Source organism: Polaromonas jejuensis NBRC 106434 (genome assembly GCF_001598235.1).
Taxonomy (GTDB): Bacteria; Pseudomonadota; Gammaproteobacteria; order Burkholderiales; family Burkholderiaceae_C; genus Polaromonas; species Polaromonas jejuensis.
Genome location: NZ_BCYO01000009.1, coordinates 131,073 through 151,479, shown reverse-complemented (window position 1 = coordinate 151,479; position 20,407 = coordinate 131,073). Strand labels below are relative to the sequence as shown.

Annotated in this window: 21 protein-coding genes and 1 pseudogene; 12 read left to right on the top strand and 10 right to left on the bottom strand. The window is 64.1% G+C overall.

All coding sequences use genetic code 11. The features are described from left to right. Positions 1 to 109: 109 nt before the first annotated feature. From PJE01S_RS12975 to PJE01S_RS12960, 4 genes and pseudogenes are all read right to left on the bottom strand, one after another. Complete coding sequence (locus PJE01S_RS12975) at positions 110 to 775, bottom strand: Crp/Fnr family transcriptional regulator (protein WP_068834037.1); 666 nt, start codon at positions 773 to 775, stop codon at positions 110 to 112. Between the two features lie 38 nt (positions 776 to 813). Beyond that, positions 814 to 2,013, bottom strand: a complete 1,200-nt coding sequence (locus tag PJE01S_RS12970) for an acyl-CoA dehydrogenase family protein (protein WP_068834036.1) — start codon at positions 2,011 to 2,013, stop codon at positions 814 to 816. After that, positions 2,010 to 3,674, bottom strand: coding sequence for an AMP-binding protein (locus PJE01S_RS12965; RefSeq protein ID WP_068834035.1), 1,665 nt, complete (start codon positions 3,672 to 3,674; stop codon positions 2,010 to 2,012). The genes PJE01S_RS12970 and PJE01S_RS12965 overlap by 4 nt, the downstream gene beginning before the upstream one ends. A 408-nt stretch (positions 3,675 to 4,082) precedes the next feature. Further along, positions 4,083 to 4,976 (bottom strand): annotated as a pseudogene (locus PJE01S_RS12960) (LysR family transcriptional regulator); the annotation flags it as partial. Between the two features lie 126 nt (positions 4,977 to 5,102). Between PJE01S_RS12960 and PJE01S_RS12955 the strand changes: the two are divergent. From PJE01S_RS12955 to PJE01S_RS12940, 4 genes are all read left to right on the top strand, one after another. Further along, entirely contained in the window at positions 5,103 to 5,969 is an 867-nt protein-coding gene (locus tag PJE01S_RS12955) for a pirin family protein (protein ID WP_068834033.1), read from the top strand. 133 nt (positions 5,970 to 6,102) lie between these two features. Further along, positions 6,103 to 6,747 (top strand): isochorismate family cysteine hydrolase YcaC, encoded by a 645-nt coding sequence (gene ycaC / locus PJE01S_RS12950; RefSeq protein WP_068834032.1) that lies wholly within the window; start codon positions 6,103 to 6,105, stop codon positions 6,745 to 6,747. Between the two features lie 189 nt (positions 6,748 to 6,936). After that, on the top strand, positions 6,937 to 7,416 hold the full coding sequence (locus PJE01S_RS12945; protein ID WP_068834031.1) for an aminoacyl-tRNA deacylase: 480 nt from the start codon (positions 6,937 to 6,939) through the stop codon (positions 7,414 to 7,416). A 106-nt stretch (positions 7,417 to 7,522) separates the two neighbouring features. Next, the gene (locus PJE01S_RS12940; protein WP_068834062.1) at positions 7,523 to 8,035 is read left to right on the top strand and encodes a HugZ family pyridoxamine 5'-phosphate oxidase; all 513 of its coding nucleotides are present in this window, start codon (positions 7,523 to 7,525) and stop codon (positions 8,033 to 8,035) included. 113 nt (positions 8,036 to 8,148) lie between these two features. On the opposite strand, the gene PJE01S_RS12935 is transcribed toward PJE01S_RS12940, so the two are convergent. Further along, positions 8,149 to 9,123 (bottom strand): formylglycine-generating enzyme family protein, encoded by a 975-nt coding sequence (locus PJE01S_RS12935; RefSeq protein ID WP_068834061.1) that lies wholly within the window; start codon positions 9,121 to 9,123, stop codon positions 8,149 to 8,151. Positions 9,124 to 9,296: 173 nt separating this feature from the next. After that, positions 9,297 to 9,944, bottom strand: coding sequence for a TetR/AcrR family transcriptional regulator (locus PJE01S_RS12930; RefSeq protein WP_068834030.1), 648 nt, complete (start codon positions 9,942 to 9,944; stop codon positions 9,297 to 9,299). Between the two features lie 137 nt (positions 9,945 to 10,081). Here PJE01S_RS12930 and PJE01S_RS12925 point away from each other — a divergent pair, with 137 nt between their 5' ends. From PJE01S_RS12925 to PJE01S_RS24510, 5 genes are all read left to right on the top strand, one after another. After that, positions 10,082 to 10,555, top strand: coding sequence for a VOC family protein (locus tag PJE01S_RS12925; protein ID WP_068834029.1), 474 nt, complete (start codon positions 10,082 to 10,084; stop codon positions 10,553 to 10,555). 53 nt (positions 10,556 to 10,608) lie between these two features. Continuing rightward, positions 10,609 to 11,031 carry a VOC family protein gene (locus PJE01S_RS12920; protein ID WP_068834028.1) on the top strand — a complete coding sequence of 141 codons (423 nt, stop codon included), beginning with the start codon at positions 10,609 to 10,611 and terminating at the stop codon, positions 11,029 to 11,031. 111 nt (positions 11,032 to 11,142) lie between these two features. Next, positions 11,143 to 11,502, top strand: a complete 360-nt coding sequence (locus tag PJE01S_RS12915; protein ID WP_068834027.1) for a VOC family protein — start codon at positions 11,143 to 11,145, stop codon at positions 11,500 to 11,502. Between the two features lie 79 nt (positions 11,503 to 11,581). Beyond that, positions 11,582 to 12,004 carry a VOC family protein gene (locus tag PJE01S_RS12910; RefSeq protein WP_068834026.1) on the top strand — a complete coding sequence of 141 codons (423 nt, stop codon included), beginning with the start codon at positions 11,582 to 11,584 and terminating at the stop codon, positions 12,002 to 12,004. Between the two features lie 21 nt (positions 12,005 to 12,025). Beyond that, complete coding sequence (locus PJE01S_RS24510; RefSeq protein WP_084389511.1) at positions 12,026 to 12,436, top strand: YciI family protein; 411 nt, start codon at positions 12,026 to 12,028, stop codon at positions 12,434 to 12,436. Here the strand turns inward: PJE01S_RS24510 and PJE01S_RS12900 are convergent. From PJE01S_RS12900 to PJE01S_RS12885, 4 genes are all read right to left on the bottom strand, one after another. Next, positions 12,364 to 14,238, bottom strand: a complete 1,875-nt coding sequence (locus PJE01S_RS12900; protein ID WP_068834025.1) for a TRAP transporter large permease — start codon at positions 14,236 to 14,238, stop codon at positions 12,364 to 12,366. The genes PJE01S_RS24510 and PJE01S_RS12900 overlap by 73 nt on opposite strands. Further along, positions 14,235 to 15,251 (bottom strand): TRAP transporter substrate-binding protein, encoded by a 1,017-nt coding sequence (locus tag PJE01S_RS12895; RefSeq protein ID WP_068834024.1) that lies wholly within the window; start codon positions 15,249 to 15,251, stop codon positions 14,235 to 14,237. The genes PJE01S_RS12900 and PJE01S_RS12895 overlap by 4 nt, the downstream gene beginning before the upstream one ends. Positions 15,252 to 15,371: 120 nt before the next feature. Beyond that, positions 15,372 to 17,003, bottom strand: a complete 1,632-nt coding sequence (locus tag PJE01S_RS12890) for an acyl-CoA synthetase (RefSeq protein WP_068834023.1) — start codon at positions 17,001 to 17,003, stop codon at positions 15,372 to 15,374. Then, positions 17,000 to 18,187, bottom strand: coding sequence for an acetyl-CoA acetyltransferase (locus PJE01S_RS12885; protein WP_218017518.1), 1,188 nt, complete (start codon positions 18,185 to 18,187; stop codon positions 17,000 to 17,002). The genes PJE01S_RS12890 and PJE01S_RS12885 overlap by 4 nt, the downstream gene beginning before the upstream one ends. Positions 18,188 to 18,416: 229 nt before the next feature. Between PJE01S_RS12885 and PJE01S_RS12880 the strand changes: the two genes are divergently transcribed. The 3 genes from PJE01S_RS12880 (at position 18,417) to PJE01S_RS12870 (ending at position 20,365) form a co-directional block, all read left to right on the top strand. Beyond that, the gene (locus tag PJE01S_RS12880) at positions 18,417 to 19,229 is read left to right on the top strand and encodes an IclR family transcriptional regulator (RefSeq protein ID WP_245660762.1); all 813 of its coding nucleotides are present in this window, start codon (positions 18,417 to 18,419) and stop codon (positions 19,227 to 19,229) included. A 166-nt stretch (positions 19,230 to 19,395) separates the two neighbouring features. Then, on the top strand, positions 19,396 to 19,956 hold the full coding sequence (locus PJE01S_RS12875) for a PPC domain-containing DNA-binding protein (protein ID WP_068834021.1): 561 nt from the start codon (positions 19,396 to 19,398) through the stop codon (positions 19,954 to 19,956). Then, a complete protein-coding gene (locus PJE01S_RS12870) occupies positions 19,949 to 20,365 on the top strand; it encodes a PPC domain-containing DNA-binding protein (RefSeq protein WP_068834020.1) in 417 nt (138 codons plus the stop codon). Before PJE01S_RS12875 ends, PJE01S_RS12870 begins: the two co-directional genes overlap by 8 nt. Positions 20,366 to 20,407 lie beyond the last annotated feature (42 nt).

Sequence of the window (20,407 nt, the reverse complement as noted above, 5' to 3'; positions counted from 1 at the left end):
TAGCTGCCTGCACCCGTACTGTAAGGGCTGACAGCCATTTTCACTAAAGATCGAGGTTTTAGAGTGCAGCGACACCCCGACGAAGCCGACCGCTGCAGATGTTGGCCGCCTAACCATCGAACTTCAAAAGTCCTTCCAGATCCACAATCGTGACCCCTTGGTACTCGGTTCGCAGCAAGCCGGCGTCACGGAGGGTGGTGAGGGCCTGGCTGCAACGCTGTCGCGAGATGCCCGTCAAGTTGGCGATTTCCTCCTGGGAAATTCTCAAGTGGGTCTCGGTGCCGGGATAGAGCCTTTTGTTGAAGAGACTGGCCAGCGATCTGGCGACGCGGCTGTCAACGGACATGGATCGCTGGACTTCATAGCTGACCACGAACTGCTGCAGCCGCTCGTTCAGCAGCGAGATCAGGTAGTGATTGAAGCTGACGTGATGGTGATACAGCCTGAAGAAAGTAGCAGCCGGCACCATGGCGACTTTGCTGTCACGCAATGCGACCACGTCGTAACGCAGTGGTTCACCGCGCAGCACAGATCCTTCGCTGAACCACGCGCCACTCGACAGGCCGGTGAAGGTAATGGAACGTCCATCCCGCTCGGTCGTGCACATCTTCAGCAGTCCGTCGACGACGCCCCACCAGTGATCGGCAGCGCCGCCTGATCGCAAAAGATAGCCGCCTTCCGCCACCTCCCGAAGGCGAACTTCCGACGCGACGCGCGTTTGCTCCCCTGATGGCAATTGCGCGAACCAGGTCGACTCTTTGAGAAACTCGTCCATGTCGTGAAGATACTACCGAAAGGGCAGGTGCAAGGTCTTCAATGGTGCCGGGCCTGGCTTGCAGACAGCAGGCCGCGTCCCACGACAATGCGCCGAATCTCCGAGGTGCCGAAGCCCAGGGTAAACAGACTGGCGTCGCGATACAGACGCGAGGGGGTGGACTCGGCGTCGAAGCCGGCCGCCCCCATCAGCTGGACGGCTTGGCGAGCCGCTGCGGACGCCCGCTCTGCGACGAACAGCAACAAGGCGGTGCTGTCGAAAGAGTGTCCCTGACCGTTGCCATGGACCGCCGCCATTGCATAGGCGTAGCTGCGTGAGGCATTCAGGTCCGCCAGCATGTCCGCAAGCTTCGCCTGCACGAGTTGAAAGGATGCGATCGGCTTGCCGAACTGCTCGCGCAGGCAGCAATAGGGCAGGGTTACGTCAAGGCAGGCCTGTAGCAAACCCAATGCACCGCCCGTGGCAACGAGCCGCTCACGCGCCAGGCCCTCCATGAGCACGGCCGCACCCTGATTCAACCCGCCTAACAAGTCGTCAGTGCCCAGGTGGCAGCCGTCGAACGCAATGTCTCCGACCTGGCAGCCACGCATGCCCAGGCTAGCGCGCGCGGGACCGAGCGTGACACCGGGCCGGCGTGTGTTCACCACGAAGGCGCTAATGCCTTTGCTTCCCAAATCCGGATCGGTTCGTGCATACACGACCAGAACATCCGCCCGTGGTGCGTTGGCGATCCAGGCCTTGCGGCCAGACAGCCGAAACCCGTCTCCAGCCGGCTCCGCCACCGTGCGCATGCCACCGAGCACGTCCGAACCGGCATCAGGCTCGGTCATGGCCAGCCCGCCCACTTGTGAGCCGTTCACCAGGCCCGGAAGAAGCCTGCGCTTCTGCTCTTGCGTCCCATACAGGGCAATCTGGTTCACGCAGGCGTGCGAATGAACCAGGTAGGAGAAACCGAGCGCCGTTGAGGCCCGGCTGATCTCTTCCATGACCACCAGGTGTTCGAGATAGCCGAGGCCGGCGCCGCCGTACTCCGGTGCCACCGTGAGGCCGAGCAGCCCGGCTTGACCAAGCTTGGGCCAAAGGTCGTCGGGGAATCTCCCGGCCGCGTCAATCTCGGCAGCGCGGGGCTCAATTTCACGCCGGGCGAATGCACGGGCTTCACATCGGATCGTTCTCGCGGTGGCGGTTAGCGGCACGTCGAGCACCGCCCATCCCGCGCCCGAGCCATGCGTATTCATGACAACTCCTTCGCGGTCAGGCTCGCAAGCTGGGTAATGGCATCCTGGCTTCCCGCGATCTCGCGCAAACGGAATTTCTGGATCTTTCCGGTCGCGGTCTTCGGAAGGTCCATAAACACGACGCGCCGCGGACACTTGAAGTGGGCCAGGCGATCGCGGCAAAAAGCGATGATCTCTTCGCTGCTCGCACTCTGTTCGGGCCGCAGCTCAACGAAGGCGCACGGCACTTCACCCCATTTGGGATCGGCCGTGGCGACCACCGCGGCCAATAGGACCGCGGGGTGATGGTGAAGCATGTCTTCGACCTCGACCGACGATATGTTTTCACCACCGGAGATGATCACGTCTTTCGATCTGTCGGTGATCTGGATGTAGCCGTCCGGATGAACCACGGCGATATCGCCCGTATGAAACCAGCCGCCCGCGAAGGCCTGTTCAGTCGCCGGTTGATTCTTGAGATAGCCCTTCATCACCACGTTGCCGCGCAGCATCAACTCGCCGGAGCTTCGACCATCATGCGGGACCGTGACAAGTGTCTGAGGGTCGGCGACTTGCATGCCTTCAAGAGCGGCTGCACGCACACCCTGCCTGACCTTGATGCGCGCCTGGTGGTCTGGCTCGAATTCTTGCCACGCATCTTGCCAGGCGCAGCTGACCGGAGTACCCAGGGCTTCCGTGATGCCATAGACATGATCGACGGCAAAGCCCTGCGCTTGCAACGCGCGCAGCACGGTGGCTGGCGGCGGGGAACCGGCCGTGAGGACCCGGACACTTTTGCGCAAGGGCGTCGCTGTCGCCTCGCTGGCCAGGCCCGCCAGCACCACCGGCGCGGCGCAAAAGTGATCCGCGTCGTACCTCTCGATAGCCAGACGAACGTTGGCAGGTGTGACCTTGCGCAGGCATACGTGGGTGCCTGCTGCGGCCGTGATCGCCCAGGTGAAGCACCATCCGTTGGCGTGAAACATGGGCAGCGTCCACAGGTAGACAGGTTGGCGGGGAAGCGCCCAGTTCGTCATCTGCAACAGGCTCATGATGTAGGTTCCACGATGGCTGGGCACCACCCCCTTTGGATCGCCTGTGGTGCCCGAGGTGTAGTTCAACGCGATGGCGTCGCACTCGTCCTGGGGCCAGACACCACCGAAGTCGGCGTCCCCCTCAGCCAGCAGTGCCTCGTAGTCGAGGGACCCGATGCAGTTGCCGGGCGGCGCCAGCGCATCGTTGATATCCACCACCAACGGTTTATTCGGGACATGCTCGAGCGCCGCGGCTGCCAGCGAGGCGAACTCCCGGTCGACCAGCAAGATAGACGCTTCACCGTGACGCAAGATGAAGGCGATGGCCTGGGCATCGAGTCGGCAATTGATGGCATTGATGACTGCGCCGGCGAGGGGTATGCCGAAATGGGCTTCGAGCATCGCCGGCGTATTGGGCGCGATGATGGCCACAGTGCTTTGGCGAGTGACGCCACGCTTGACAAGTGCACTCGCCAACCGGTAACACCGCTCCCTGGTCAGCGCCCAGGTCTGCTTCAGTTCGCCATGCAGCAGGGCGATGCGGTCAGGGTAAACGTCAGCAGTACGGTCCAGGAATGACAGCGGCGTAAGGGGCGCGTAGTTCGCTGCATTTCGGCCCAGGCCCCGTTCGTACATGGCTTCGGACATGCTTGGCTCCTGATAATTTGTTGAGAGCCAGATGCTCGCCGGAAGAATGCTGCGCGTCTGTCATTGGAACGACAAACCACGTCCTTCGGCAAGGAGGTGTACGAGGATGCACGCGCTAGCGCTCCGTCGGGTGGTCAAAGGCTCGGGCCGCTGGCTGATGGAAGAAGCGCCCGAGCAGGTGATTCCTGCGCTGGTCGACTTTCTGAAATAAGGGCCGCCGCTAGCCAGGACACCACGATCGCGGGGGGTGCTTGCCAGCACCGGCCACACGAATTGCTACTATTTTGATAGCTTCTAGCGCCCGTCTTTCCTTGGCAAACGGGTCTTTTTTCTTAAGACTTGGGCCGCAACACCCAGCGCCGCAGCTGCAGGCTCCGCTTCATCACCGCGTTCGGCCAGGGCGGGCTTGGCGAATTCAAGGGCCAGGAAATCGATCAGCTCACGCACCGCCGGCAGCAGGCCGCGGCGTGACGGAAACACCGCGTGCACAATGCCCGGCCGTGGCCGCCAGCGCGGCAGCAGGTCAACCAGCAGCCCCTGCGCCAGATCCTGCCGCACCATCATTGTCGGCAGTTGCACCACCCCCACGCCCTGCAGCGCAGCCAGGCGCAGCGCCAGCCGGTCGTCGGTGATCAGGCGCGGCGCATGGTGCACGACGGCGCTGGCGCCATCAGGGCCCAACAAGTGCCAGGCGTGCTCACGGTGTGGCGGGCCTTCGTCGAGGCTGGGCAGGCTGGCCAGGTCTGCCGGCACCAGCGGCGCGGCCAGGCCCCTGGCCTTGAGCAGGCCGGGGCTGGCCACCAGGCGCTGCGTGCTGTCGCCCAGCACGCGCATGACGAGGTCGGTGTCTTCCAGCGGCGGGAAGCGCACGCGAATGGCCATGTCGAAGCCCTCGCCAATCACGTCAACGCGCCGGTTGGTGCTGTCCAGCTGCATTTGCACGCGGGGGCAGGCGGCCATGAAGCGCGCCAGCATGTCGCCCACCTGATAGTCCAGCAGGGCGGTGGGGCAGCTGATGCGCACCGTGCCCTGCGGCTCGGCGCTCACGCGGTCAATCACCTCCTGGGCGGCATGGGCCTCGACCAGCATGGCCAGGCAATGCCGGTAGTACTCCTGGCCGATCTCGGTGACGGCAAAGCGGCGGGTCGAACGCTGAATCAGGCGCACGCCCAGGCGTTCCTCGAGCAGCGCGACGCGCCGGCTCAGCTTGGATTTCGGGCTGCCGAGCGCGCGGCCGGCCGGCGCAAAGCCCTGGTGCTCCACCACCTGCACAAAGTAATAAAGGTCGTTGAGGTCCTGCATGAGGCGTTTATTGTTCACCAAACAGAACGATGATGGCAATTTTTGCCTACTACCGGACTCATCGTTCCGGGAATATCTTTACACCTATGGCGGTTCTTTCTACCGCCATCTTTCAAGGAGCAGGTCATGAAGAAGGTTCTCGGTATTTACAGCAGCCCCCGGCCCCACTGGGTGGGCGATGGTTTTCCGGTGCGTTCGCTGTTCACTTACGACACGCTGGGCCAGCATGTGAGCCCGTTTTTGCTGCTGGATTACGCCGGTCCGGCGGAATTCAAACCCGCCATCAGGCCGCGCGGCGTGGGCCAGCACCCGCACCGCGGTTTTGAAACCGTGACCATCGTCTACAAGGGCGAGGTGGCGCACCAGGACTCCACCGGCAGCGGCGGCGTGATCGGCCCGGGCGACGTGCAGTGGATGACGGCGGGCGCCGGCATTTTGCACGAGGAGTTCCATTCGCCCGCCTACACCCGGCAGGGCGGCCCGTTTGAGATGGTGCAGCTGTGGGTCAATCTGCCCGCCAGGGACAAGATGACCGCGCCGCGCTACCAGGGCATTGTGGACGCGCAGATTCCCGCCGTGGCGCTGCCCGGTGAGGCGGGCAGCGTGCGCGTGATTGCCGGCGAGTTCGACGGACACCGCGGCCCGGCCCAGACCTTCACGCCCATCAATGTCTGGGACCTGCGGCTGGGGCGGGACAAGGAAGCCAGGCTGACGCTGCCCGCGGGCCACACCGCCGCCATCGTGGTGCTGCACGGCACGGTGCTGGTAAACGGCAGCGATGTGGTGCGTGAGGCGCAGATGGCGCTGCTGGCGCGCGACGGCGACGCCCTGAGCCTGGAAGCCAACAGCGACGCCACCTTGCTGGTGCTGAGCGGCGAGCCTATCGACGAGCCCATCGTCGGCCACGGCCCGTTTGTGATGAACACCAAGGATGAAATCGTCCAGGCCATGGACGATTTCAGCGCCGGCCGCTTTGGCCAGATAGCGCACTGAGCAAGGCGATACGGCCTGCCATAACAGGCTGTATCGCAGCCCGCCTTGTGCGGAATTTCCCCCCGGGCATTTCGCCCACCGCCCGCAGGCACTGTTATGCCAAGGGTGTTGCTTGTCCATTCAGGAGTTTGTCATGTCCAATTCATCATCGTCTTCACGCGCTTATCGCCGTCTCGACAAAGACCAGGCCGCCGTGCTGCTGGTCGATCACCAGGCCGGCCTGCTGTCGCTGGTGCGTGACATCCAGCCCGACCCCTTCACCAACAATGTGCTGGCCGTGGCCGACATCGCGAAATACTTCAAGCTGCCCACGGTGCTGACCACCAGCTTTGAAGACGGCCCCAACGGCCCGCTGATGCCCGAACTCAAGAAAACCCTGCCGGATGCCGCCTTCATCCCACGCCCGGGCCAGATCAATGCCTGGGACAACGAAGACTTCGTGAAGGCCGTGAAGGCGACCGAGCGCAAGCAGCTCATCATCGCCGGCGTGGTGACCGAAGTCTGCGTGGCCTTCCCCGCCCTGTCGGCACTGGCCGAGGACTTCGAGGTGTTCGTGGTGACCGATGCGTCGGGCACCTTTAACGAAGTCACCCGCGATGCAGCCTGGAACCGCATGTCCGAAGCCGGTGCGCAGCTGATGACCTGGTTTGGCCTGGCCTGCGAGTTGCACCGCGACTGGCGCAATGACGTGGAAGGCCTGGGCACCTTGTTCGCCAACCACATCCCCGACTACCGCAACCTGATGACCAGCTACAGCGCAACCAAGGCGCCGAAGTAATCCCCACCAAGCCAGCACCGGGCCTGCCGGCGCGCGCGCCCATACGGCCCGCCGTGATGCCAGCGATGGCGCGCCCGGCCCGCAACACCCTACTGGCAACGCGGAATTTTTCGGCCTAGACTGAGAGAGGTCTGTACGGGGCGTATCGCCGTCTGGCCCCGGAAATTCCATTTGTTCCAGGAGGCTGCCATGTCCATTTCCACAAATCTAGCCAACTACCTCGACCAGCGCGGTGCGCGCTATGAGGTCCTCTCGCATGCGCACAGCCGCACCAGCGCAGAGACGGCCCGCAGCGCCAACGTCATGCCCTGCAGCCTGGCCAAGTCGGTGGTCCTCGAAGACCACGCCGGCTACGTGATGGCCGTCATCCCCGCCGACAAGGCCGTGATGGTTGACGAGTTGGGGCGCATGCTGGGCCGCAAGGAATTGCGGCTGGCCGATGAAGAGCGCATCGCGATGCTGTTCAAGGGCTGCGAACCCGGTGCCGTGCCCTCTATCGGCATGCCCTGGGGTATTGAAACGGTGGTCGATGACGAGCTCGAGGAGAGCGAGGTCGTGTACATGGAAGGCGGCGACCACGAGCGCCTGCTGCGCATGTCGCACGACTACTTCCACGCCCTGATGAGCACGCAGCGGCACGGCCAGTTCTGCAAGACCCCAACCCATTGAGGCATTGACGCATTGAGGCCCGCCGGCGGCGGGTGCGAGGCGGCCCCGGCGTTTGAAAGCCGCGGGCCTGCCCGGGAATTCTGTTGACGTTGAAGAGGGAGAAGCCGTGCCGCATGAATCCGGATTGACCCGCGAACTGCGTTCCCTGCTGCACACGCAGCGCGTGGCGGCCATGGGGACCACCAGCGATGCGGGTTCCGCCTTTGTGTCCATGGTCCCCTATGCCATCGTGGTGGCGCTGGAGCCGGCGCTGGCATGCCTGGTCATCCACGTCAGCGGCCTGGCCGTCCACACGCGCAATCTGCAGGCCAGGGCTCAGGTGTCGCTGCTGGTCATGCGGCCCGAGGTGCCGGGTGAACCGGTGCACGCCCTGCCCAGGGTCACGCTCGAAGGACTGGCCGAGGTGCTGGAACCCGGCAGCCCGGCGTGGCGGGCCTGCCGCGCCGCGTATCTGCAGCGCTTCCCCGAGGCAGAACCGATGACCGGACTGGGCGACTTCATGTTTGTGGCGGTCCATGCCAAGGGCGCACGGCAGGTCGCCGGCTTTGGCGCGGCGCGCTCCCTGGACGCGGACGAGGTCCGGCTGGCCCTGGCGCCGGCGCCGGCGGGGCAGGACTGATCGCGCCTGGCGGTCGTCTGGCGGGGCCAGACGCAGATCAACCCGCCGCCAGACGCTACGTTTTTAATAGCTGTTTGCGCCCGAACGGTCTGGGCTGGCACCCTGTTTGGCACTCAATTCCCGGCCTCATCCACCTCGCGCAGCAGGCGCATGCCCACCAGGGTATAGCGCGTCTGCGGCGAGTTCCAGTTGCGGTAGCTGCAGCGGGCATACAGCGCCCAGGTGTGCCAGGAGCCGCCGCGGCGCACGCGGACCGTGCCGTCTGCGGGGCCTTGCGGGTCGTTCAGCGGTGACCGGGCGTAGTAGTTCTCGTCGTGCCAGTCGGCCGTCCATTCCCAGGCGTTGCCCAGCATGTCGTACAGCCCCAGTGCGTTGGGCTTGAAGCTGCCGACCGGGGCGGTGAAGGCGTAACCATCGTGGCCTGGCAGCGCATAAGCCTGCCAGGCCGGCCAGTTTTTGGCGGCGTCGGCATCAAAGATGTTGGCTGTTTGCAGCAGCGATTGGGGATTGTTGCCGCCGGGGTAGCGCGTGCGCGAACCGGCGCGGCAGGCGTATTCCCATTCGGCCTCGCTGGGCAGGCGGTAGGTATGGCCTTCCTGCTTGCTCAGCCACTGGCTCATGGCCACGGCGTCGTTCCAGGTCACGTTGAGCACGGGGTGCGTATCGTCCTGCGCGAAGCCGGGGTTGCGCCAGGAGTACTTGGGGTCGCGGCCCTCAAAGGCATCGCCGCGTGCCGATTTGGCCGGGTCGTAGGCGGGGTTGTAGCCATAGCCGCCGGTGCCGTCGGCAATGGATTCGGGTATGTAGCCCGAGGCCGCTACGAATTGGCGGAACTGGCCCACCGTGACTTCATGCTGGCCCAGATAAAAAGGCCGCGTGATGCGCACCCGGTGCACGGGCGCTTCGTCGGCGAGGTCCGCCAGGCGTTTGCGTTCGTACTGCGGGTAATCCTGGGCCAAGGCCTCGGGCGATTCGTCGCTGCCCATCAGGAATTCACCGGCCGGCACCCGCACGAACTTCATGCCCAGCGAGTTTTCGATGATGCGCGGAGGCGCGGGTAGCGGCGGCTGGGACGGCTGCGGCTGCATGGGCAGCGCAGAGCAGGCCGACAGGAAAAGGCCGAGGGCCGACAGAAAAACCGGAGCGTGTTGGCGCATGGTATTGGGTGAAGTCAGGGGTAGGACACTCTAACCCAAGGTGTCGGGGCGATGGACCGGGCGACCCCGCTCCCGCCGGGAAATCGCCCACGCGCGCTGGCGGCCTAAAGACCTTTTTCCACCATGTCCAGCAGGCGCTGGCCGACCTGCTCCATCTGCGGGCCGATGACGGGGCCCAGCGGGCCGTCGATGACCAGCATGGCCAGGCCGTGCACGGCCGACCAGGCCATGAATTCCGCGCCGGGGCGGCGCTCGGGCGGCATCACGCCGGCCTCGACCAGCTTGTCCAGCGCCGCGCTCAGCAGCTCAAACGGGTTGAGGCCGCTCTGGCCGGCCCTGGCCGGGTCGGGGGTGGGCTCCTTCAGGTCGTCCGACGCCCCAAAGGCGGTGCGGAACAAACCGGTTTCGGCCCGGGCAAAGCGCAAATAGCCGGTACCAACGGCGCGCACGCTGGCGCGGGCCAAGTCGGCGGGCGGCAGGTTTTGCGGCAGGGCGGCCAGCTCGGCCTCCATGGCCCTGGCCACGGCCGACAGGGCGGCGGCGCGCACCGCCTGCAGCAGCGCCTGGCGGCTGTCGAAATGCCGGTAGGCGGCGTTGGGCGCCACGCCAGCGCGGCGCGTGGCTTCGCGCAGCACCACCGCATCGGGCCCGCCGGCCCGCGCCAGCGCTATGCCCGCCTCCAGCAAGGCGCGCCGCAGGTCACCGTGGCGGTAGGTGCTGCGTGCTGCCGGGGGCTTGGGCGCGGATGTCATGACTGGTTACTTTTTCATGTGGACACTGTCCATTATCTTTGCTATTCTTTTGTGGACGGCGTACACAATACGCCGGTCTTTTTTGCCGTGCAAGCCGCAAGGGCTTAAGCACCACGAATGTCCAGGAGCAAGACGCGATGCAAAAAATTACCCCCTTCCTGTGGTTCAACGACCAGGCCGAAGAGGCCATGAACTTTTACACCTCCATCTTCAAGAACTCGAAGATCACCATGCTCAGACGCTATGGCGAGGAAGGACCGGGGCCCAAGGGATCGGTCATGACCGGGACCTTTGAGCTCGAGGGACAGGAGTTCATGGCGCTGAACGGCGGCCCGCACTTCAGCTTCTCGCCGGCCATCTCGCTGTTTGTGGACTGCCAGACGCAGGAAGAAGTCGACGAACTGTGGGACAAGCTTTCCGCCGGCGGCGCGCCCAACCAGTGCGGCTGGCTGCAGGACAAATACGGCGTGTCGTGGCAAATCATTCCCAGCGTTTTGGGCGACATGCTGGGCGACAAGAACCCCGCCAAGGCAGGCGCCGTCATGAAGGCCATGCTGCAGATGCGCAAGATTGACATCAAGGGCCTGCAAGAGGCCTATGAGCAGGCTTGAAGCCCTGAATTGATGCTGCCATCATTCTCTTTTACCGTCACCAAGGAAAAGCCATGGCTACCCAGATTTATGTCAACCTGCCCGTCAAGAACCTCGACAAGTCGGTGACCTTCTTCACCCAGCTCGGCTTCAAGTTCAACCCGCAATTCACCGACAAGAACGCTGCCTGCATGATCGTGGCCGACGATATTTTTGTCATGCTGCTGGTGGAAGTCTTCTTCAAGACTTTCACGCCCAAGAAGATTTGCGACGCGACCAAGAGCACGGAGGTGCTGCTCTGCCTCTCCGCGGAAAGCAGGGAAGATGTCGACGACATGGTGGGCAAGGCCGTCGCCGCCGGCGGCAGCACGTACAACGAGCCCAAGGACCATGGCTTCATGTACCAGCATGGTTTCCAGGACCTGGATGGCCACCTGTGGGAAATCATGCACATGAACTCCTCCAGCGTCGTCCACATAGGCCCGGAAGACGTCTAGGGCCATGGCGGGCGTCGTCTATCGGCGCCCCGCTACCTTTTGCCCCCGCCCACTGCCAGAACCCTTGGCAGCGCTCATTGACCTTCAACCCCGACACCAAAGGAGAACACCATGGCCAATCCATTCGTACATGTGGAACTGAACACGACCGATCCGGCTCAGGCAAAGACCTTTTACGGCAAGCTTTTTGACTGGAAGATGCAGGACATGCCGATGCCGCAAGGCACTTACACCCTGATTGACGTGGGCGAAGGAACGGGCGGCGGGCTGATGAAGCAGCCCATCCCCGGCGCCCCTTCTGCCTGGTTGCCTTATGTCGTAGTCAACGACATCGCAGCCGCTACGCAGAAGGCCCAGTCGCTAGGCGCCACCATTTGCAAGGAGGTCACGGAAGTCCCGAATATGGGCTGGTTCAGCATCATCATGGATCCAACGGGCGCAACGCTCGGTCTCTGGAAGACCAAGACCTGAGGCCGGGCAGCAGGCACTGACAGCGGCCCCGGCAGCTGCGCCGGGGCCATCAACATCACCCACTGAAAAGGAGACAGTCATGCAAGTTCAACCCTACCTGTTTTTTGAAGGCCGCTGCGAAGAGGCCCTGGAGTTTTACCGCACGGCGCTGGGCGCCGAAGTGGCGATGAAGATGCGCTACAAGGAAAGCCCCGAGCCGCAGCCCGCAGGCATGTGCCCGCCCGGCTCGGAGGACAAGATCATGCACGCGAGCTTTCGCATCGGCGACACCGTGCTGATGGCGTCCGACGGCCGCGTCACGGGCCAACCGGAGTTCAAGGGCTTTTCGCTGTCGCTGACGGCGCCCAGCGATGCCGAGGCGCAGCGCCTGTTCACCGCCCTGGGCCAGGGCGGCCAGGTGCAGATGCCGCTGGCCAAGACCTTTTTTGCCTCGTCCTTCGGCATGGTGGCCGACCGCTTCGGCGTATCGTGGATGGTCATCGTGCCGACGCCTATGCCCTGACCCTTTCAAGGAGAACCCAGGATACGATTCATGCTGCTGATGATTCCGGGCGGCTACGAAAGCGCCGCGCCGGGCGCCCTGCCGAGCGCCGAGGAGGTCGCGCCCATGATGGCCTACAACGAGGCCCTGCAGAAGGCGGGCGTGCTGATTTCCCTCGAGGGCCTGCACCCGCCCTCGATGGGCGCGCGCATCTCGTTTGCCGGCGGCAAGGCGCAGGTGCGGCAGGGCCCGTTTCCCGAGGTCAAGAATGTGCTCGGCGGCTTCTGGATCATCGATGTCAAGTCGAATTCAGCCGCAAGGACGGCTGGAGCATGTACCGCGGCGACACCGTGCCGGGCTTTCCCTGGCTCACAAGCCCATCACAGAAAACCGATGGAAATCCAGGGAATCGCCGCCACGATGACCGTGCCGATGAACAGCGCCACCATGTAGCCCACGATGGGGCGTATGCCCTCGTCAGGCGGAACACGGCCAATCGCGCAGGCGGCGTAATAGCCCACGCCCAGCGGGGGCGCAAACAGGCCCAGGCCCATCGACAGGACCACCACCATGGCGTAGTGCACGTCGTGTATGCCCAGCTGGCGTGCTATGGGGAACAGCAGCGGGCCGAACAGCACGATGGCGGGTATGCCTTCGAGCACGGAGCCGAGCACCACGAAAGCCAGAATGGACATCGCCATGAACATGGGCGCCCCGCCGGGCAAGCCGCCCATGGTTTCGGCCAGCAGCCGGGAGAAGCCTGACTGCGTCAGGCCCCAGGCCATGGCCGTGGCGGTGCCGATGATGAACAGGATGGACCCTGACAGCGCCGCCGTGTCCACCAGCATGGGACCCAGGCGCCTGAAGTCGAACTGCCTGTAAATAAACAGTCCGGCCAGCACCGAGTAGGCAATGCCGATGGTCGACACCTCCGTTGCGGTGGCCACGCCCTCCACCACCGCGGCGCGGATCACAAAGGGCAAGGCCAGCGCGGGGAAGGCAATGAGCCCCAGGCGGGCGACGCGGGCCCAGGGCGTGCGCTGAATGTGGCTGAGGTCTTCGAAGCGATAACGCCGGTACACCACGATGCACAGCATCAGGCCAAGCACCAGGGCGGGCAGCAGGCCGCCAGTGAACAGCGCCGCAATCGAAACGCCGGTGACCGATCCAATCGTGATGAGCACCAGGCTGGGCGGCACGGTTTCGGTTTGCGCGCCGGTGGCGGCAAGCAGGGCGACCAGCTCGCCGGGCTTGGCGCCGCGGCTTTTCATTTCAGGAAAAAGGGCGGGCGCAATGGCCGCCATGTCGGCCGCCTTGGAGCCGGATATGCCTGACACCAGGTACATCGCGCCGACCAGCACATACGACAGGCCGCCCCTGACGTGCCCCAGCAGGCTGGACAGAAACGTGATCATCGCGCGCGCCATGCCGGTCATTTCGATCAGCAGGCCGAGAAACACAAACAGCGGCACGGCCAGCAGGATCAGGTGCGACATGCCCTCGTCCATGCGGCCCACCAGGGTGGGCATGGGCGTTCCGGTGCTGAGCGCCAGATAGCCAAAGGTGGCCAGGCCAAACGCAAACGCGATGGGAATCCCGGCAAACACGCAACCGCCGGCCACCCCCACAAAGAAGATCAACAGATTCAAACGGCCCAGCCCGGCGAACAGCGGGCCGGCCAGCCAGAAGGCCAGCACAATGGCCGCGACGATGGCCACCGCCTGAAGCAGTTGCCGAAGAGAAGCCGCGCGCAGCAGGCGCAGCACCGCAAACACGCCCATCAGCGCAATGCCCACGGGCAGTGCGGCGGCACGCCACAGGTTGGAAATCTCCAGCGCCGGCGTGGTAATGGCCAATTCGTCGTGCGCATACTCCCAGGCCGGCCACACCACCATGGCCAGAAAGGCCAGGCATGCCGCCGTGGCGACCAGCTCAAACAAGGCGCGCCGCGGCGGGGGCGCACTGCTGACAAACGCCGTCATGCGCATGTGTTCGCCACGCCGCAACGCAATCACGGAACCCAGCATGGCCAGCCACAGGAACAGGATGGAGGCCAACTCGTCCGACCACAGCAAGGGTGAATGGAGCGCATAGCGTGCCACCACCCCCGCAAACAGCACCACGATGTCGGCCAGCACCAGCAGCGCCGCGGGTACCGACACCAGCGGGCCGAGGACGGCGTCAACCCGGCCCAGCCAGCGCGGCCCGCCTGCGTTCAGGGCCCGCAGCTCTTCGGCTGTCAGGGCTGTGCTCATGCCAGCTTGCCGGTGTATTTTTCAAGAACGGCCCAGGCTTCGGCGCCAAATTTCTTGTGCCAGTCGGCATAGAAGTTGGCGGTGCGCAGCTTGGCGCGGAACAGGTCGGCATTGGTGGTGTTGATGACCATGCCCTTGCCCTTGAGCTCGGCCAGCAGGTTGTCGTTGAGCTGCCTGACGTCGTCGCGCTGCTTCAGGCCGGCGGCGTTGACGTTGCGGGTCACGATGGCCTGCAGGTCGGCGGGCAGGCGTTCAAAAGACTTTTTGTTGCCCATGAACCAGAAGCCGTCCCACATGTGGTTGGTAATGGAGCAGTACTTCTGCACTTCGTTGAGCTTGGCGGTGGCAATGATGGCCAGCGGGTTCTCCTGCGCATCGACCACCTTGGTCTGCAGCGAGGAATAGACCTCGGCAAAGTTGATGGTGGCGGGCGCGGCCTCGAACGCCTTGAACATGGAGACCCAGAACGGGCTGGGCGGAATGCGGATCTTCATGCCCTTGAGGTCTTCGGGCTGGTTGACGGGCTTTGTTCCGGTAGTGATCTGGCGGTAGCCGTTGTCCCAGATTTTCTCGAAGGCAAACAGGCTGGAGGAGCCCTCGATCTGCTTGCGCACATGGGCGCCGAGATCGCCGTCCATGGCGGCCCACACCTGGCTGTAGTCCTTGAACGCAAAGCCCACGCCGCTGATTTGCGCGGCGGGTACCAGCGTGCCCAGAATCAGCGGCGACAGGGTGAAAAAGTCGAGCGCGCCGGAACGCGTCTGCGACAGCATGTCGGTGTCGTTGCCGAGCTGGTTGTTGGGGTAGACCTCGAAGGCAATGCGCCCTTTGGACTCGGCGTTGATTTTCGCGGCCATCTCGGCGGCGCGCATATTCATGGGGTGGGCAACGGGCAGGTTGTTGCCGTACTTGAGCGTGAACTCGGCCTTCTGGGCAAAGGCGCTGCCCATGGGCAGGGCAGGCAGGGCCAGGGCGCTTGCGCCGGCGAGCAGGTTGCGTCGTGTGATGTTCATGGTGTTGTCTCCTGGACTTATTTATGGGTGGATGAGCGAACTGACGGATGGAACGAACTGACAGAACTGGCTAATATACGATGGGATTGCGCCTCATTGGCTTGGTGAAAACGCCCGCTGTCATGGCTTCAAGGCGGGTTGCGGGGGCTGTGCAAGCCGGGCTTCCTGGCGGCGCAGGTATTCGGCGCGGATGTCTTTTTTAACCAGCTTGCCGTAGGCGCTGGTGGGCAGGGATGTCCAGAACTCGATGCTGCGCGGCCACTTGTATTTGGCGAGCCGCGGCTGCAGGTGGGCCAGCACGTCTTCGACGGCAATGTGTGCGCCGGCGTCGCGGGCCGCCAGCACCGCCACCCCGACTTCGCCCCACTGCGGATCAGGAATGCCGAACACCACCGCTTCCGCGATTTCGGGCATGGTGCGCAGGGCCTCTTCAATCTCCCGGGGGTAGACATTGGAGCCGCCCGAGATGTACATGTCGGATGAGCGGCCGGTGATGGTGATGAAGCCGCGTTCGTCCATGGTGCCCAGGTCGCCGGTGTGAAACCAGCCGCCGCGAAACGCCTGCGCATTGGCCTGCGGGTTGTTCCAGTAACCGGCAAATACCGCGGGGCCGCGCGTGCAGATTTCGCCTTGCACCATGGGCGCCACCGGCTGGCAATGCTCGTCGAGCACGGCCACCTCCATCGCGGTGCGTGCCGTGCCGCAGGTGCCCAGCAGCGCGCCGCCGCCTTCCAGGTGCTCGTCGGGCCGCAGCACGGTGATGTTGCCGGTGACTTCACCCAGACCGAAGTACTGCACGATCACGGCGCCCAATACATCGAGCGCCTTGCGCTGGTCGGCCCGGCTCATGGGTGCGCCGGCGTAAATCACCTGCTTGAGGCTGGCGTGGTCAAACCGCGCGGCGGCGGGGTCTTCGGCCAGGCGCTTGAGAATGGTGGGCACGGTGAAGAGGTTGCTCACGCGGTGCTTTTCAATCGCCTCGAAAGCAGCCGCGCAGTCCAGGCTTTCGCCGGCCAGCAAGATGCTGGCTGCGCCGCGCGCCACGTTGACGAGTGCATGAATGCCTGCACCGTGCGACAGCGGCGCCACCACCAGTGAAGACTGGTTCTCGCACAGCCCCGGCAGCAAGTCGGCCAGATGGTTGGTGATGACAAAGGCCATTTGGCCGTGGGTCAGCACCGCGGCCTTGGGGTGGCCGGTGGTGCCCGAGGTAAAGAAGAACCAGAGCGGGTGATGCGCCGTCACCTCGGCGGCCGCGAAGGGCGCGGCAAGCGGCCCGGACACCATCGCCTCGTAAACCGCGTCATCGGCGCAAATCACTTGCCGCAAGGCCGGTGATTGGGCCTGCGCCGCCGCCGCGTGGGCATCGAAAGCATGTTGCGTGAGCATCAGTGACGCGCCGCTTGACTGGGCGATGTAGGCCACCTCGGCGGGAGTGAGCCGGTAGTTCACCGGCACCCACACCGCACCGAGCTTGAAAGCGGCCCAGCCCGATTCGAACAGCGGCAAGCCGTTCACCATCTGCACCAGGATGCGGTCGCCGGGCCTAACCCCTTGCGCCTGCAAATGGTGGGCCAGCGCATCCACGCGGCGATTGATTTGCGACCAGCTGTGCGTGCGGTCGCCCTGGATCAAACCGGCGTGGCCGGGGTACTTGCGCGCGGTTTGCGTCAGCAGGTTGCCCAAGTTCATCACCTGCGGCAAGCCCTGGGGCATCCCGGACATTTCGGAAAGAGCAAGCGTGGCGGTCATGCGGAACGCTCAAGAATGCTGGCGTAGTTGGCCACGGCCACGCCGCCCATGTTGAACACGCCGGCCAGCTGCGCGCCGGGCAACTGCATGTCGCCCGCCTCGTTCACCAGCTGCATGGCCGCCAGCACATGCTGCGACACACCGGTGGCGCCTATCGGATGGCCCTTGGCTTTCAGGCCGCCGGACAGGTTGAGCGGCAGGCGCCCGCCGCGACCGGTCTGCCCCTCACGCACCACCGCCGGCCCCTGGCCCGGTTTGGCCAGGCCCATCGCCTCCACTTCAAGCAGCTCGGCAATGGTGAAGCAGTCATGCGTTTCCACCAGCGACAAATCGTCCAGCGCACAGCCCGCCTCGGCAAAGGCGCGTTGCCACGCGTGCTGCGCACCTTCAAGGCGCAGGATGTCGCGGCGCGAAACGGGCAGGTAGTCGTTCAGCGCCTGGGCCGCGCGGAACTTGACCGCACGCTTGAAACTGCCCCGTGCCAGCGCACGCTCACTGCACAGCACCAGGGCCGCCGCCCCATCGGAAATCAGCGAGCAGTCGGTGCGGCGCAAGGGGCCGGCCACGATGGGATTCTTCTCGCTGACGGTGTTGCAAAATTCAAACCCCAGGTCGCGCCGCACATGCGCGTACGGATTGGCCATGGCGTTCAGGTGGTTCTTGGCCGAAATGTGCGCCAGTGCATCGCTGGCGTCGCCATAGGCATCAAAGTACTTTTGCGCGATGCCGGCAAACACACCCGCGAAACCGGCCGTCGAGGTTTCTTCCCTGACGTAGGCGCATTTCAGAAGCACGTCGCCGACTTGCGAGGTGGGCAGGCCATTCATGCGCTCGTAGCCCACCACCAGCACCACATCGGCTGCACCGGCGCGAATGGCCTGAATGCCGGTGTAGATGCCGGCCGACCCGGTGGCGCAGGCATTTTCCACGCGCAAGGCGGGCTTGAAGCGCAGGCCAGGCTGTGAATTGATGGCCAGGGAGGAGGGAAAGTCCTGGCCGACAAAGCCCCCGTTGAAGGTCCCGATGACGACCGAATCGACGTCGGCGGCCGTGAGCCCCGCGTCGGCCAGGGCATCGTGCACGGCATCCGAGATCAGCGTCTCCGGATCCAGCTGGTCGAACTTGCCAAACCGGGAGTGGGACCAGCCCACGATATGGACGCCGGGGGTGCTGTTTGTGGTCACGGGAATATCCTCAAGGTTTACTATATGAATCGAATTTACACTCCCACTGAAAGGGTGCCGGAAGGCATTCGCAGCATCTTCAGTGAACAGCGATGCGCCAGCTTAGGCGATTGCCGGGTGAAAAAGATACGTTTTGGCATCACGGCCCGAGAAACCAGTTCACTATGTGATCAGGTCGGCACGGGTTTACACCGATAAGACAGTTCACCATATGAACCAAAATCGGCGCATGCTGGAACCTCTCACTCAAACCGCCGTGAAAGTCGCAGGGGCGCAGACGCTGCGCCGGGGTCTGGCGGTGCTGCGCCTGCTGACCCGCGTGGGGCCGGGCGGCCTGCGCATGGGGGAGATCGGCCGGTGCCTTGAACTGAACAAGGCCACCGCCATACGCCTGACCCGCACGCTGGTTGAAGAAGGCTTTGTGCTGCGCGACGGCACGTCGGGCTGTTACCGGCTCGGCCCCGAGGCCTTTGCCGTGGGCCTGGCGGCAGAGCCCAGCTACGCGCTTCAACGCCTGGCGGCACCCACGCTGCGAAACCTCGCCGTGGAGACGGGCGACACCGTTTTTTTCTCGGTGCTTCATGGCTACGAGAGCATCTGCCTGTCCCGTGATGAAGGTGACTTTCCCATTCGCAACCAGCTCATCAAGGCTGGCGATCGTTTGCCCCTGGGCGTGGGGGCCGGCGCCTGCGCGATTCTGGCGGCGCTGGACGACGCCCAAGTGGATGACGTGCTGGCGCGCAATGCCGGGCTCAGGGCCGAGCGTTTTCCGCGCTGCACGGATGAAGCCATACGCGGGCTGATCCGTGAAACGCGCAACAAGGGTTATTGCGTGCAGCCCGGCCTGGTGATCGAGAGCAGCTGGGCCGTAGGCGTGCCGGTGTATGACGCGCATGGCCGCCCGGTGGCCTCCATCAGCGTGGCGGCGATAGAGACGCGCCTGGGCGCCGCCAGAAGCGCCGCCCTGGGAAACCGCCTGATGCAGGCCAGCCGTGAGCTGACGGCGCTGCAGGCCGGCTCCGGCCATGGCAAAAAAGAGTGAGGCCGACCCAAAACGTATCCATCTGAAATTCGGAACGATCCATCTGAATTGCAAATTTTTCCAAATAACGGCTTCCCCCTACACTCCCGATGGGTCAGCCGTTTTCCCTGGGAGTCCCGGACCGGCTGTCCATCACAACATGCCCTGAGCATGCAGGAGACAAACCTTGAATCAAGCACCCTCGCGCTTTGCGCGTTCACCGCGTTCCCGAACCCTGGTTCATCCGGGTCCGTTCAATCCGGTGCGCATCCAGAGCAAGCACTGCGCCCGCGGCCGGCATTTCCGGCTCGCGCTTCAACCCGGGCTTTCACTGTTTGACGCCCTGGTCAAGCCGCTTGCCAGCGTGGGCGTGGAAAACGCGTCTGTCACGATTCTGGGGGGCTGCTTTGACAACCTGGACTATTGCGTGGCCGGACCCGACCCTTCCAGAAATGCACTGGTCGCCTACACCCAGCCGATTCATGCCGGCAGGGCTTTTATGATTTTCGGCAATGCCACGCTGGGGAAAAGCGCAAGCGGACAACCCATCGTTCATTGCCATGCCGCACTGCGCACGCAATCCGGCGAGGTGAAGGGCGGCCATATCCTGACGCAGTCATGTGTGGTGGCAGGGACAGCGATTTCTGCGCTGGTCACGTCACTGGAAGGTTTTGAATTGCGCGTGATGTTTGACCCGGAGACCAATATTTCGCTGCTGCAGCCACAGGAGGTAGCCCGCCATGGTTGAAGACATTCCGGTGAGCAGGATCGTGGTGGAAAGCGGCAGCATGGGCCGCGTTGCCTACGCGCGCATGGCTCCCAACGAAGACCTGGTGCAGGGCGTTGAAAAACTCTGCCTGGCGGAAGGTTTCAAAAACGCGTTTGTGCGGGGGGCCCTGGGCAGCCTGGTCGATGCGTGCCTGGGCACCCTGGACGGCCAATGCCAGCACGTCGTCGGCCCCGCGGTCGAAATCGTCAGCCTGGCCGGGGAGGTTCGCTCCAATGACGATGGCTCGCTCTGCGCGTCGCTGTCCGGCGTCGTGGCGGATACCCAGGGCAACGTGTATGGCGGACCTTTCGTGGCGGGGTCCAACCCCATCTGCATGACGTTCGAAGTCACGCTGGAAGAATGGCTGCCTGGCCAGACCGCCAATTAACCACCCGAAAAACTTTCTTTTTTTAGCAACGATAAAGGCAAT

Excerpts from the sequence above, each read along its gene's own strand:
- PJE01S_RS12975 (WP_068834037.1), bottom strand. The coding sequence starts at position 775 with ATGGACGAGTTTCTCAAAGAGTCGACCTGGTTCGCGCAATTGCCATCA.
- PJE01S_RS12970 (WP_068834036.1), bottom strand. The coding sequence starts at position 2,013 with ATGAATACGCATGGCTCGGGCGCGGGATGGGCGGTGCTCGACGTGCCG.
- PJE01S_RS12965 (WP_068834035.1), bottom strand. The coding sequence starts at position 3,674 with ATGTCCGAAGCCATGTACGAACGGGGCCTGGGCCGAAATGCAGCGAAC.
- PJE01S_RS12955 (WP_068834033.1), top strand. The coding sequence starts at position 5,103 with ATGAAGAAGGTTCTCGGTATTTACAGCAGCCCCCGGCCCCACTGGGTG.
- ycaC (WP_068834032.1), top strand. The coding sequence starts at position 6,103 with ATGTCCAATTCATCATCGTCTTCACGCGCTTATCGCCGTCTCGACAAA.
- PJE01S_RS12945 (WP_068834031.1), top strand. The coding sequence starts at position 6,937 with ATGTCCATTTCCACAAATCTAGCCAACTACCTCGACCAGCGCGGTGCG.
- PJE01S_RS12935 (WP_068834061.1), bottom strand. The coding sequence starts at position 9,123 with ATGCAGCCGCAGCCGTCCCAGCCGCCGCTACCCGCGCCTCCGCGCATC.
- PJE01S_RS12930 (WP_068834030.1), bottom strand. The coding sequence starts at position 9,944 with ATGACATCCGCGCCCAAGCCCCCGGCAGCACGCAGCACCTACCGCCAC.
- PJE01S_RS12925 (WP_068834029.1), top strand. The coding sequence starts at position 10,082 with ATGCAAAAAATTACCCCCTTCCTGTGGTTCAACGACCAGGCCGAAGAG.
- PJE01S_RS12920 (WP_068834028.1), top strand. The coding sequence starts at position 10,609 with ATGGCTACCCAGATTTATGTCAACCTGCCCGTCAAGAACCTCGACAAG.
- PJE01S_RS12915 (WP_068834027.1), top strand. The coding sequence starts at position 11,143 with ATGGCCAATCCATTCGTACATGTGGAACTGAACACGACCGATCCGGCT.
- PJE01S_RS12910 (WP_068834026.1), top strand. The coding sequence starts at position 11,582 with ATGCAAGTTCAACCCTACCTGTTTTTTGAAGGCCGCTGCGAAGAGGCC.
- PJE01S_RS12900 (WP_068834025.1), bottom strand. The coding sequence starts at position 14,238 with ATGAGCACAGCCCTGACAGCCGAAGAGCTGCGGGCCCTGAACGCAGGC.
- PJE01S_RS12895 (WP_068834024.1), bottom strand. The coding sequence starts at position 15,251 with ATGAACATCACACGACGCAACCTGCTCGCCGGCGCAAGCGCCCTGGCC.
- PJE01S_RS12890 (WP_068834023.1), bottom strand. The coding sequence starts at position 17,003 with ATGACCGCCACGCTTGCTCTTTCCGAAATGTCCGGGATGCCCCAGGGC.
- PJE01S_RS12880 (WP_245660762.1), top strand. The coding sequence starts at position 18,417 with ATGCTGGAACCTCTCACTCAAACCGCCGTGAAAGTCGCAGGGGCGCAG.
- PJE01S_RS12870 (WP_068834020.1), top strand. The coding sequence starts at position 19,949 with ATGGTTGAAGACATTCCGGTGAGCAGGATCGTGGTGGAAAGCGGCAGC.